Here is a 12,481-nt window from a genome sequence, read left to right on the forward strand (position 1 = left end):
ACCAAAGAGGCGCGAGAGATGTTATTCGGGGAAGAAGCCGGCCCCGATCAGGCCCGCCGTGCCGTCGATCTTGATTGTTTTGACATAGCTCCACTTGTGGGAAGGCTCGGTCTGCCCGGGTTTCGGAAACATGTAGTCCACCCAACCCGCGCCCTTCGCCTGCACCACCTTCAAGAACTCGTCGTGAAACAGTTTGCCGTTCGCATCCTTTTCGCCATGTACATTGGTGCCTTCTCGCTTGGGAAATGCGGGGTTGAGCAAGACGTTGAGATGGTCGTCGTAAGCAAACAAGTAGGTATTGCCGTGCCACCACTCGCTGTCCCGCTTTCGAAATTCGGCGAATGCGGCTCTTCCATGCTGATTGACCAGAGCAGCAGCTCGCTCGACGAGGTCTTCGACTCGTTTGGCCTGGTCGGACGGGGGCGGAGCCTCCTGGGCATGGGCTGAACTTGCCATCACAAGGCAGGCCAGTGCGGTGCAAACGAGCAGTGATTTCATCATGGCCTTCCTCGATCGTTCGATTGCGCTACGGAAGCATCGACCGGGAAGCGCCGTCCAATACACAACTTCTCTGGCGCTTTATGCTGTTCGGGCATAAACAACGCAGATGGACCTTCGGCGCGCGCGAACCTTCGTGACCGTGGCCGAGCTTGGCACGGTATCCAAGGCAGCGTTGCGGCTGCGCATCGCCCAGCCGGCTCTATCGCGACAAATCAACGCTCTTGAACAAGAACTCGGCCTCAAATTGTTCGATCGTATCGGCCGTCGCCTGCTGTTGACTGGCGAAGGCGAACAATTGCTCGACGATTGCCGGGACCTGCTAAGTTGCGCCAGTGCAATCGGCGAGCATGCACAACTATTGCAGCGCGGTGACGCCGGCGTGCTCAAGGTCGGCGCCTCGCCGCAGCATATCGAAAGTGTGCAATCGACGTTCCTGCATCGCTACACTCGGCGCTATCCCGATGTGCAGGTGAAGTTGGTCGAGGCCGCCGGGCGGGACACGATGGCGATGCTGGAACGGCGAGAGATTCACCTCGGACAGAATCTCGCTCCGATCATTGGCCCCGACGATCGACGCTTCGGCAGCGTTGCCTTGCAACACGTCGATTTGCTGGCGGCTTGCCATCCAAGCCTCAGCTTCGGCAAGGGATCTACGGTCGAGATCAGCCGTCTGGCGCCTCATCCCTTGCTTCTCCTCGCTTCGAGTTTTGTGTTTCGCAGAGTATTTGATGCCGCCTGCCGCCTTGCCCACGTCAGGCCGAATATTTTCATCGAGAGCCACACGCCGCACACCCTGCTCACGCTCGCCGAAGCCGGACATGGTGTGGCGATCATTCCCTCACAGCTCCGAGCGCGCCACCATCAACTGCACATCGTCGCCGTGACTTATCGCGGTCGACCGCTGCGCATACCGATGGTCATTCTATGGGATAGGCAGCGTCCGTTGCCGAGTTACGCCACAGCCTACTGCGAAATGCTCGCCGACTATGTCCGCGAAATTTTCCCTATAACGCGACCGGCCGGTTCGACGCGCGACACCAAGGCAGGGCAACCTCACGCACGGCCTGCACGCGCACCCGGCTTCCGCTAGTCCGCCGCCTTCTCATGTTTCTTGATCGAGGGCATCAGGCCGGTGGGATCGACCAGCTTGCCGTGCACGATCATGTTGTGGGCATGCGCCAGATGGTGCAACGCGAAGGAGGTCTGCATGGCGCCCACGCGGCCTTGCGCGTCCTGCGCGGCATTGACCGCCTGCTTCACCAGGCGGAGCGCAAACAGCGGCTTCTGCGCGATTCGCTCCGCCATCGCCATCCCGAAGGCCTCGAGTTCGGCGCGCGGCACGACATGGTTCACCATGCCGAGTCGATGCGCTTCGTGCGCCTTGATCCAATCGGCGGTGAACAGGAACTCCTTGGCCTTGCGCACGCCCATCTCCCAGGGATGGGCGAAGAACTCCGCGCCGCCCACCCCCATCGCCACCGTATGGTCGAGGAACTCGGCATCATCGGACGCCACGATGAGATCGCACGGCCACATCAGCATGAGGCCACCGGCGATGACCTTGCCGTGCACGAGAGCCATGGTCGGCTTCGGGATATTGCGCCAGCGCTCGCAGAAGCCGACGTAGATCTCCTGCTCTCGCGCATACTGCGCCTCGGCACCTGGTGTACCGAAGCCGCCCCACGTGCCGACAGTCTCGTGCTTCTTCATATTGCCATGGCCGTCCGCCTCACGCAGGTCATGGCCCGAGGAGAAATGCGGGCCGTTGGCCGACAGCACGATCACCTTTACCCGATCATCCTGCGCGGCGCGGTCAAAGGCTTCGTTCAGCGCATAAAGAAAGGCCGTGTCCTGGGCATTGCGCGTATCGGCCCGGTTGAGCACGATGCGCGCGATGGTGGGTATCGGCGTTTCATAGAGGATGGTACGGCTCGTCATGATCTCCTCCAGCGTTGCACCAGCTTAGCAGGAGAGCCAACAATGTCGCCAAGCCGGACCGCCGTCGCGCTAACGACCATAGCGTCGAGCGGATTCCTGGTCGCGGTCGTAACCGTGGCGCTGGCCCAGAAACCCCTGCCGCAGAGGCTTTCACACGAGCATACCTTCCAACGCTCGGTCCGGGCCGGCGGCGAGGTTCGCATCTTCACGTATGCGCGTTGGCACCGAGACTGTTCACCGGCGGAGCCGCCGAGCATCGAGATCCTGACGCCCCCGGCGCACGGCACCACATCGATCCGTCCCGCTCCCCTCACGGTCGACCAGATACGCGAGGGCGAGGCCGACTGCACTGGCAAGACCTACACCGGGACCAGTCTCCGGTATGCCCCGACAGCCGGATTTCACGGAACCGACCGCTTCGACTGGAACGTCTATGGCACGAGCGAAATCTCTCACGATTCGGTCGTTGTCGAGGTGAGGTAACAGGCTGGTCGGCAGCGAGGCGACGATATGGCGGCCGTGAAGCACACTTTCCTCGAGGCGCGCGGTTTCACGATGCACGTTGCCGAAACCGGCAACGGGCCACCGCTTATCCTGCTGCATGGCTGGCCGGAATTCTGGGCCACCTGGGAGCCGATGTTCGTGCGCCTCGCCAACCGCTACCGCCTGATCGCGCCCGACTTCCGGGGTTTCGGCGAGAGCGGCAATCCTGATCGAGGCCGCTCCGACCAGGCCGGGCCCGACGTGCTGGCCGACGACATCGCCGCTTTCATGGAGGCGGCCGGGCTGGAGCGTGCCAGCTTCGTCGGCCACGATGTCGGCGGCTATGTGATGCAGCGCCTGGCACTCAACCATCCGAACAAGGTCGCAGGCCTGTTCTTCTTCAATTGCGCCACCCACGGCGTCGGCACGCGCTGGCGCGATCCGCAGCAGATCAACGAGATCTGGTACCAGACCTTCCATCAGATGCCGTTCGCGCCGGAGTTTGTCGGCGCCACGCGCGACAGTTGCCGCGCCTATATCGGCTACTTCCTGCGCCATTGGTCGTATCGCAAGGACGCCTTCGAGGCTGTGCTGGAGCGCTGGATCGACAACTTCCTGCGGCCCGGCAATTTGCAAGGCGGTTTCAACTGGTACCTCTCGCAGAACGCCGGGCGGCTGGCCGTCATGTCCGGCTCGGCGCCGAAGCCGCCCAAGATCAGACAACCCGCCCGCGTCTTCTGGGGCCGGCATGATCCGGTGCTCAGGAGCACCTGGATCGATGTGGTCGGAGACTATTTCGAGGATGTCGAGGCGGGCATCGCCGAGGATGCCGGCCACTTCGTGCACTACGAGACGCCGGACGCGGCAGCGATGGAGATCGACCGCTTCTTCAAGCGAATCGGTTACGCCTGACTGCCCCACCTGCGTCACGACACTTAGACATTGATCCAAGTATCGAGGGGCAGCAAAGACGCCGCATGGCTGCCGCGGTAAAAACCATCGACTCCGTTGTCTGAGCCCCTGCCGATCCAGCGGCAGGGGTACGCGCTGTACCGCGACCGCCATCCACCGCGACGAGGATGGCCGGAAGAAGCACGGGAAAATGGGCTTCCATCAGGGTTGGGCACCGTGCTGGAGCAGCTCGTCGGCTATGCCAGGGCGATGTGACGGCCCTTCGAAAGACTGCCGTCATTTCTTCACGATCACCACCTCGAGATATTCGCCCGGCACGACCATCGTGCCGTCATCGGCCTTGTTGAGACGGCCGATCAGCGCCTGCAAGTCGGCGACGAGCGCAGCGCGCCGGCTATCGTCGAGCGACGACATCGCCTTCAGGACCGGGCCGTAGTAGTTCCGGAACACGTCGATGAAATGGTCGGCCGAGCGATAGCGGAACACGAAGTCGCGCGGCTCGGCCGCGATCGACCGGGCGGCCGAGCCGAACAGCTCGGTCAGGCGCTCCCCGGTGCCCCACAGGATCGGCGATTTGACCCCGGCCGGCGGCGGCACATATTGGCCCATAACCTTGAACACTTGTCCGATGAAGCCGGCAGGCGTCCAGTTGGCCAAGCCGATCTTGCCGCCGGACCGGCACACGCGCAGCATCTCGCTCGCCGCCTTCTGCTGGTCGGGGGTGAACATCACGCCATAGCTCGACGCCACGGCGTCGAAGGTCGCGTCTGCGAAAGGCAGCGCCTCGGCGTCGGCCTCCTGGAAGCGCACCGCCAGGCCATCCGCCGCCGCCCGCTTCTTGCCGTGCTCCAGCAGGGCCGGCACGTAGTCGGTCGAGGTCACATCGCACCAGCGTCGCGCGGCCGCCAGGGTCACGTTGCCATTGCCGGCCGCCACGTCGAGCACGCGCTGCCCGGCGCGCAGATCAAGCGCCTCACAGAGCATCTCCCCGACGATCTGCAATGTCGCGCCGACCAGCGCATAGTTCCCGGAAGACCACACGCCCTGCTGGCGGGCCTTGATGGCAGCAAGATCGGGCGCAGACGCGGCCGCGGTCACCGTCGTCGGCGCAGTCATTGTCGTGGTCATGGCATTTCCTCCAGCTATCTCGGATGGACACAGGGTGTCCCGGTGCGATCGCACGTCGCTATGCAGCTAGCGCCGGATAGTGCAGAATCCGCTTCGCCCGGTGACCGGTCGACAGAGAGCAGACATGGATGATCGAGCGCATCGTCCGATAGGCGGAGAGCAAGACGCCGGTAGGAAGCTGCCGGCCGGACTTGGGCGCGCCCTCGCTTGGCTCAATGGACGGCTGGAAGAGCCCGTGCAGCTCGAAACGCTCGCCGCCATCGCCGGCCTCCGGCCGCGAACCCTCGAAGCGCAATTCAAGCGTCATCTTGGTACGACGCCGCTCGGCTGGGCGCGGCGGTTGCGCCTTGCGCGGGCACGACAGCAACTGTTGTCCGCCCCCGACAGTGCCAGCGTGACCGACGTCGCCATGGCGACGGGTTTCACGCAGTTGGGCCGTTTCGCCGCCTACTACCGGCGGCAGTTCGGCGAGCTGCCGTCGCAAACCCTAAGGACAGCCAGATCCGGGCCGGGCGACAGAGACAACCATTTCGACGACGAAGCACTGCGGCTGAGCTGGCGGGCGATAACGTCGGCTTTCGGCGTCGGCCCGGCCGCCTGTCAGGCCGCTATCGCCGATGTCGAGCGGGCCCAGGAACTGGCGCCGCACCTCGCCCTGCCGAAGGCCATCGCGGCCTGGTGCTGGAGCCAGCGCGCCGCGCACAATTTCAGCCGCACGCCACAGCTCGACCACGCGCAGGCGGTGCGGCTCGCTGGCGAGGCCAAGAGGCTGGCGCCGCATGATGCCCTTTCGTTGAGCCTCTGCGCCGGCGCCATGACGCTGACACGGCGACTTGGCGACGCCGACCGATTGATCGAGCGCTCACTCGCCATCGATCCCTGGTCGCCTTGGGGCTGGGTCCGCCGAGGCTGGCTTTCGGCCTATGCCGGGGACGACGACGGTGCGTTGCGGGAGCTCATGATCACGCTCCGGCTGATGCCTTTCGAGCCGCTGCGCCATCTCATCTTCATCGGCATCGGCTGCGTCCATTTCAACGCCGGCCGCTACGACCGCGCCATCGGCTGGATCCGCGACGGCACGGCCGCAGTACCGGATTCCTTTTGGGCCGATCGGATCGTCGTGGCGGGCACCGCGCTGGCGGGCGCCCGCAGCGACGCGCGCCGTTCGGCCCGCCGGCTGCTGCGCAAGGACAAGAGCTTGACGGTCGATATCGCCCGGCGAGCCTGGCCGTTCCCACCGTCCTTCATGCATCGGCTCAGCGACGGCCTTCTCCTGGCCGGCGTCCCCAAGAGCTAAGGCGCGCCGGCAGTCGGCTAACGTGCCGCCGACCGTGCCTCTGCCTTGCGCGAAGATTCAGCGGCCGCCTCGACAACCATGTTCTTCATCGCCTTCTGCAGCTTGTCGAAGGCGCGGACTTCGATCTGACGCACACGCTCGCGGCTGATGCCGTATTTGGTCGACAGATCCTCGAGCGTCTGCGGCTCGTCGATCAGGCGGCGCTCGACGATGATGTGCCGTTCGCGGTCCGTGAGCTGCTTCAGCGCCGCCGCCAGCATGCGCTGACGCTGGCCGAGCTCCTGGCTGTCGGCCAGACGCGCCTCCTGGTTGGGCGATTCGTCAACCAGCCAGTCCTGCCACTCCATGTCCCCTTCGGCCTTGACGGAAGCATTGAGCGAGCTGTCGGGCGCGGCGAGCCGCCGGTTCATGTTCACCACCTCTTCCTCGGGAACGCCGAGGCGGGTGGCGATCTTGGAGACCTGCTCGGGCGACAGATCGCCCTCCTCGATCGCCTGCATCTGACCCTTCAGCTTGCGCAGATTGAAGAACAGCTTCTTCTGGGCCGCCGTGGTGCCCATCTTCACCAACGACCAGCTATGGAGGATGTATTCCTGGATCGAGGCGCGGATCCACCACATGGCGTAAGTGGCGAGGCGAAAGCCGCGGTCGGGATCGAAGCGCTTCACCGCCTGCATCATGCCCACGTTGCCCTCGGAAATGAGCTCGGCAACCGGCAGGCCATAGCCGCGATAGCCCATGGCGATCTTCGCCACCAGGCGCAAATGGCTCGTCACCAGCTTGTGCGCGGCCTGGGAATCCCCATGTTCCCGCCAACGCTTGGCGAGCATGAATTCCTCCTGCGGCTCCAGCAGGGGAAATTTGCGGATCTCCTGGAGGTAGCGGCTGAGATTGCCCTCCGGCGACAAGGTCGACGGCAGGGCGGGAAGATTTGCGGACACAGCACTCATTGGGGACTCCCCCTTTCCGTGTGAACGGGCGTTTAGCACTCTCGCCCGTCGACTGCTAATTCCGAGTCTAGGAGTCGGATAGCCATCCGGTCAATTCAAAAATCCGACTAATTTCCTCAACAATTAGAGGGATAACTTAACGTCGTTCAGTCGAGCGAGCAGTGTCTCCATGTCCAACGGCAATTCCGCGGCGAACCTCATCTCCCGACCAGTCCCCGGATGGCGGAATTCCAGGACCGCGGCGTGCAACGCCTGCCGTCCAAAGCTTTTCAACGACATTGCGATGTCGGTGTTCCAGGCAGTGATCCGGCTGCGGCCATAAACCGGGTCGCCGACGACCGGACAGCCGATATGGGCCAAATGGACGCGCACCTGATGCGTCCGCCCGGTATGAAGTCGGGCTCCCATCAGGCTGGCCCAAGGCTTGACGGGCGGGCCAAAGCTTTGCTCCAGCCAGTAATCCGTGATGGCATGCTTGCCTCCACTGCGCCGCACCGCCATCCGTTTGCGATCGCCTGGATGACGGCCGATGGCGGTTTCGATGGTCCCTTTCCTGGACCTGGGAGCGCCCCACACGATGGCCTGGTAAGCCCGCGTCAGATCGTGGGCGGCGAACAGCCTCGAGAGCGCCTGGTGCGTGGCATCGTTCTTGGCCACGACCATGACCCCGGAGGTGTCTTTGTCGAGGCGGTGGACGATGCCCGGCCGCCGCACGCCGCCAATGCCCGACAGGCTCGGCCCGCAATGCGCCAGCAGCGCGTTGACCAGGGTGTTGTCGGGATTGCCGGGGGCGGGATGGACCACGAGGCCGGCGGGCTTGTTCAGCACCAGCAGATCGACATCCTCGTGGAGGATGTCGAGATCCTGCGCCTGCGCCTGCGGTTGCGCGGGTTCGGGCTCCGGAACATCGATGATGAAGCGCTCGCCGGTTTTGACCTTGCGGGACGGCTCTTCTATCGTCCCGCCGCCCGCCAGTGCCACATGGCGCCCTTCGATCAACGCCTTCACGCGGCTGCGCGTGAGGGCCGGCAAGGCGGCCGCCAGCGCGCGGTCCAGCCGGTCGCCGGCAGCGCGATCGTCGAAGGTCACGATGTGGCGACCGGCTTCGCTCATGGAGATTTCTTGGCGTCCCCTGCTTCGGCCCGTCCCTCCCACGCCTACGCCCCGCTCTGGCTGAAGGTCCTGGTGGTCGTGATGGGCCTGCTGATCGTGGCGGGCTTCATCGTGATCGCGGCCGAGATCGCCCGGCGCATGTCTACCTCCAACGCCTCGCATTCGCCAGTCGGCGCGGCTTTTGCGCAGCGCATTGCCTTGCCCTCGGGGGCTCAGGTCCTGTCGATGAACGCCGCCGGCGACCGGCTGGTGGTGCACGTCGAGGACGCGGATGGCCTGTCGACCGCGTACGTCGTCGATCCGCGGACCGGCGCGCTGCTCGGCACGATCGCCTTCCCGCCGGGGACGGCACACTGACGATGCTGGACCACCTGTCGATCACCGCCACCGACCTCGATCGCGCCCAGACCTTCTACGACGCGGCGCTCGGCGCACTTGACTATCCGCGCGTCAATCGCCGGCCGAACGCCATCGGCTACGGAGTGCGTGAACGTGCGCCGGGCGCGGCCTCCTACATCTCGATCTATCTCTGTACGGGTCGACTGCTGCCCGACAACCGCCATTGGGCCTTCCGCGCGTCGAGCCGTGCCGCGGTGCGCGCCTTCCACGCCGCGGCCCTTTCTCACGGTGGCACCGACGATGGGGCGCCCGGCCCCCGGCCGCAATACCACGCGGACTACCATGCAGCGTTCGTGCGCGACCCCGACGGCAACCGCATCGAAGCCGTCACGCACCAGCGCGAGGATTGACGATGAACTTCCGCAGCGACAACGAGGCAGGCGCACATCCGGCAATCATCGAGGCGGTGGGCCGCGCCTTCGCCGCCGGCAGCGCCTTCTCGTACGGCGCGGACGAATGGACGCAGAAGGTCGAGCGACGGCTGCGCGAGATCTTCGAGAAGCCGGACCTCAATGCCTATCCGGTCGCGACCGGTACGGCCGCCAATGTACTGGCGCTCGCCTGCTGTGCGCCACCTTGGGGCGCGATCTTCTGCCATCCGGCCTCGCACATCGCGGTCGACGAGGCGAACGCGCCGCAGTTCTTCACGTCCGGGGCGGCCCTCGTTCGCATCGACGGAGCCGCCGGCAAGATCGACTCGCGAAAGCTCGCCTCGATCCTCGCCGAGCCGGTCTATGGCGTCGTGCACCATCCACAGCCCGCGGCGGTCAGCATCACCCAGGCGACCGAGTGCGGCACCGCCTATGCACCCGAGGAGATCGCTGCCATCTCGACGTCGGTTCGCCGCCACGGGCTCAAGCTGCATATGGATGGCGCGCGTTTCGCCAATGCCCTCTCCTTCGTCGGCTGCATGCCGGCCGAGCTCACCTGGAAGGCGGGCGTCGACGTGCTCAGCCTGGGCGCCACCAAGAATGGCGCCATGGGGGCGGAGGTGGTGATTTTCTTCAACGGCGAGCTGGCGCGCGAGTTCGAGTTCCGCCGCAAGCGCGGCGGTCACCTCTTCTCCAAGATGCGGCTCTTGTCGGCGCAGCTCGACGCCTATTTCGCCGACGGGCTGTGGCTTTCCAACGCCCGCCACGCGAACGCCATGGCGCGCCGTCTGGTGGCCGGCCTCACGCCGCTCAAGGGTACATCGCTGCTTTATCCAGTCGACGCCAACGAGATCTTCATCGTTCTGCCGGCGCACATGCACGATGCCCTGCAGGATGCCGGCGCGCAGTATCATCCCTGGCCCTCTGACCGGCCCGGCGAGCGGGCGTTCCGGCTGGTCACTGCGTTCGACACCGACGTCACCCAGGTCGACCAGTTCCTCGCCATTGCCAAGGCAGCACAACGTCTCAAGGTTCCGACATGACTCGTCAGCGTACGCTTACAGCAGCCCATTGGGGCGTCTACGAGGTCGAATACGACGAACGAGGCGGTGCTCGAAGACTGCAACCCTTCTCGAAGGATCCCGATCCTTCGCCGATCGGCCTGCACATGCTTTCAGACGAGGTGGCGCGTCTGCGCGTGCGCCGGCCGGCCATCCGCAAGGGTTGGCTGGAAAAGGGTCCGGGCGCAGCCTGCGACCAGCGCGGCCAGGAGCCGTTCGTGGAAGTTCCCTGGGACGAGGCCCTCGATCTCGTCGCGAACGAACTCAGGCGCGTCAAGGAGGCCTATGGCAATCGCTCTATCTTCGGCGGTTCCTACGGCTGGTCGAGCGCTGGCCGCTTCCACCACGCACAGAGTCAGGTGAAGCGCTTCCTGAACAGTTACGGCGGTTTCGTGCGCCATCAGGATTCCTACAGCCTGGGTGCGGCGCGCGTGGTGATGCCGCATATCGTGGCGTCGATGGAAGAGCTGCAAGCCATGCATACGCCTTGGGATGTGCTTGCCGAACACTGCAAGCTTTTCGTCACCTTCGGCGGCGTGCCGCGGAAGAACGCGCAGATCAACGCCGGCGGCGCCACGCTGCACCACGTCAAGCGCGGCCTCTATGCGATGCGTGACAAGGGCGTGCGCTTCGTCAATGTGACACCGACGGCCGACGACGTCGACACCGGCGGTCCGGTGGAATGGCTCGCCGTCCGACCCAACACCGATGCGGCGATGATGCTGGCGCTCTGCTACGTCCTCCATGTCGAGCAGCTTTGCGACCGGGATTTTCTCGACCGCTGTACGGTGGGATTCGAGAAGTTCGTGCCCTATCTGACCGGTGAAAAGGACGGCCAGCCGAAGACCCCGGCATGGGCGGAGGGTATTTGTGGCATTCCGGCAGTGCGCATCCAGGGCCTGGCGCGCGAAATGGCGGCAACCCGCACCATGGTCAGCATCGGCTGGTCGCTGCAGCGCAGCCATCACGGTGAGCAGCCCTTCTGGGCGCTGGTTACGCTGGCCTGCATGCTCGGCCAAATCGGTCTGCCGGGCGGCGGCTTCGGCGTGGGCTACGGGCCGGTGAACCTGATGGGCAGCCCGCATCCCAAATACGCCGGGCCGACATTGCCGCAGGGCGTCAACCCGGTGAAAGAGTTCATTCCGGTGGCACGCTTCACGGACATGCTGCTGCATCCAGGCGAAGCCTTCGACTACAACGGCGGTCGCCACACCTATCCGGATATACGATTGGTCTACTGGGCCGGCGGCAACCCCTATCACCACCATCAGGATCTCAACCGCCTGCGGCAGGCCTGGCGCAAACCCGACACGATCGTCTTCCATGAGCAGTTCTGGACGGCCTCCGCCAAGATGGCCGACATCGTGCTGCCCGCCACGACCAGCCTCGAGCGCGACGATATCGGTTATGGCAGCCGCGAGCCCTTCGTCGTCGCCATGAAGAAGGCGCGCGAGCCTTTGGGCGAGGCGCGTGACGACTACGAGATCTTCCAGGCGCTGGCCCGCCGCCTCGGCGTCGCGGAGGCGCATTCCGAAGGCCGCGCCTCGAGCCGCCAATGGCTGGAGCATCTCTACGAAGAGTCGCGGGAGAGGTCGGCGAAAGCGGGGGTCGCGCTACCGCCGTTCACCCAGTTCTGGCGCGATGGCCTGGCGGAGGCGAAGGGCGAGCCGCGCGAGCCCGTGATGCTTGCGGCATTTCGCGCCGACCCGGAGGAGAACAGGCTCGAGACGCCGTCCGGTAAGATCGAGATCTACTCGGAGACGATCGCCTCGTTCGACCTCGACGACTGTCCGCCGCATGCGGCCTGGCTGGAGCCGGCGGAATGGCTGGGCGGCCGGACGGCCCGCCGCCATCCGCTGCACATGCTGTCGGACCAGCCGACCGACAAGCTGCACAGCCAGCTCGACCACAGCCCGCATGCCCGTTCGACCAAGATCAAGGGTCGGCAGCCGATCACGATCCATCCCCAGGATGCTGCCGCCCGCGGCATCGCCGACGGAGATCTTCTGCGCGTGTTCAACGACCGCGGCGCCTGTCTCGCGGCTGCCCATCTCAGCGACCGTATCCGGCGTGGCGTGGTGCGTCTTTCGACCGGCGCCTGGTTCGACCCGGCGGATGCCGGCTCCAATCTGCCACTCGAGAAGCATGGCAATCCGAATGCCCTGACCCTCGATATCGGGGCCTCCAAGCTCAGCCAGGGCTGCATCGCCCAGACATGCCTGGTCGAGATCGAACGCTTCGATGGCCCGGCTCCGCCTGTGACCGCGCATCAGATACCGGCATTCGAGCGCCGGAGTTGACACCTGGCATCCCAATGACGTCGATCAC

General features: G+C 65.0%; 13 protein-coding genes. 8 read left to right on the forward strand and 5 right to left on the reverse strand.

The features are described 5' to 3' along the window. Positions 1-21: 21 nt before the first annotated feature. Complete coding sequence (locus VH499_RS02180; RefSeq protein ID WP_332051041.1) at positions 22-498, reverse strand: cache domain-containing protein; 477 nt, start codon at positions 496-498, stop codon at positions 22-24. Between the two features lie 109 nt (positions 499-607). On the opposite strand from VH499_RS02180, the gene VH499_RS02185 reads away from it, so the two are divergent. Continuing rightward, entirely contained in the window at positions 608-1,591 is a 984-nt protein-coding gene (locus VH499_RS02185; RefSeq protein WP_332051042.1) for a LysR family transcriptional regulator, read from the forward strand. Here the strand turns inward: VH499_RS02185 and VH499_RS02190 are convergent. Next, positions 1,588-2,442: an enoyl-CoA hydratase gene (locus VH499_RS02190; RefSeq protein WP_332051081.1), complete on the reverse strand. Its 855-nt coding sequence runs from the start codon at positions 2,440-2,442 to the stop codon at positions 1,588-1,590. The two genes, VH499_RS02185 and VH499_RS02190, sit on opposite strands and share 4 nt — an antisense overlap. Positions 2,443-2,481: 39 nt before the next feature. On the opposite strand from VH499_RS02190, the gene VH499_RS02195 reads away from it, so the two are divergent. Together VH499_RS02195 and VH499_RS02200 are read left to right on the forward strand one after the other, a co-directional pair. Further along, entirely contained in the window at positions 2,482-2,922 is a 441-nt protein-coding gene (locus tag VH499_RS02195; protein WP_332051043.1) for a hypothetical protein, read from the forward strand. 27 nt (positions 2,923-2,949) lie between these two features. Then, positions 2,950-3,834, forward strand: coding sequence for an alpha/beta hydrolase (locus VH499_RS02200; RefSeq protein ID WP_332051044.1), 885 nt, complete (start codon positions 2,950-2,952; stop codon positions 3,832-3,834). Between the two features lie 276 nt (positions 3,835-4,110). Here the strand turns inward: VH499_RS02200 and VH499_RS02205 are convergent, their stop codons facing one another. Continuing rightward, complete coding sequence (locus VH499_RS02205) at positions 4,111-4,962, reverse strand: class I SAM-dependent methyltransferase (RefSeq protein ID WP_332051045.1); 852 nt, start codon at positions 4,960-4,962, stop codon at positions 4,111-4,113. A 235-nt stretch (positions 4,963-5,197) separates the two neighbouring features. Between VH499_RS02205 and VH499_RS02210 the strand changes: the two genes are divergently transcribed. Beyond that, a complete protein-coding gene (locus VH499_RS02210) occupies positions 5,198-6,259 on the forward strand; it encodes a helix-turn-helix domain-containing protein (protein WP_332051046.1) in 1,062 nt (353 codons plus the stop codon). Positions 6,260-6,276: 17 nt separating this feature from the next. Here the strand turns inward: VH499_RS02210 and rpoH are convergent, their stop codons facing one another. Next, positions 6,277-7,209 (reverse strand): RNA polymerase sigma factor RpoH, encoded by a 933-nt coding sequence (rpoH, locus tag VH499_RS02215; RefSeq protein ID WP_332051047.1) that lies wholly within the window; start codon positions 7,207-7,209, stop codon positions 6,277-6,279. 123 nt (positions 7,210-7,332) lie between these two features. Beyond that, on the reverse strand, positions 7,333-8,322 hold the full coding sequence (locus tag VH499_RS02220) for an RluA family pseudouridine synthase (protein WP_332051048.1): 990 nt from the start codon (positions 8,320-8,322) through the stop codon (positions 7,333-7,335). A gap of 9 nt (positions 8,323-8,331) precedes the next feature. Between VH499_RS02220 and VH499_RS02225 the strand changes: the two genes are divergently transcribed. Genes VH499_RS02225 through VH499_RS02240 form a run of 4 tightly spaced genes read left to right on the forward strand, consistent with a single transcriptional unit; the run spans position 8,332 to position 12,453 of the window. Beyond that, entirely contained in the window at positions 8,332-8,679 is a 348-nt protein-coding gene (locus VH499_RS02225; RefSeq protein WP_332051049.1) for a DUF6476 family protein, read from the forward strand. 2 nt (positions 8,680-8,681) lie between these two features. Further along, complete coding sequence (locus VH499_RS02230) at positions 8,682-9,071, forward strand: VOC family protein (protein WP_332051050.1); 390 nt, start codon at positions 8,682-8,684, stop codon at positions 9,069-9,071. Positions 9,072-9,073: 2 nt separating this feature from the next. Further along, positions 9,074-10,135: a low specificity L-threonine aldolase gene (locus VH499_RS02235; RefSeq protein ID WP_332051051.1), complete on the forward strand. Its 1,062-nt coding sequence runs from the start codon at positions 9,074-9,076 to the stop codon at positions 10,133-10,135. After that, complete coding sequence (locus tag VH499_RS02240) at positions 10,132-12,453, forward strand: molybdopterin-dependent oxidoreductase (protein ID WP_332051052.1); 2,322 nt, start codon at positions 10,132-10,134, stop codon at positions 12,451-12,453. The genes VH499_RS02235 and VH499_RS02240 overlap by 4 nt, the downstream gene beginning before the upstream one ends. The last annotated feature ends 28 nt before the right edge of the window (positions 12,454-12,481 follow it).

It is taken from the genome of Reyranella sp. (assembly GCF_036558665.1).
Lineage (GTDB): Bacteria > Pseudomonadota > Alphaproteobacteria > Reyranellales > Reyranellaceae > Reyranella.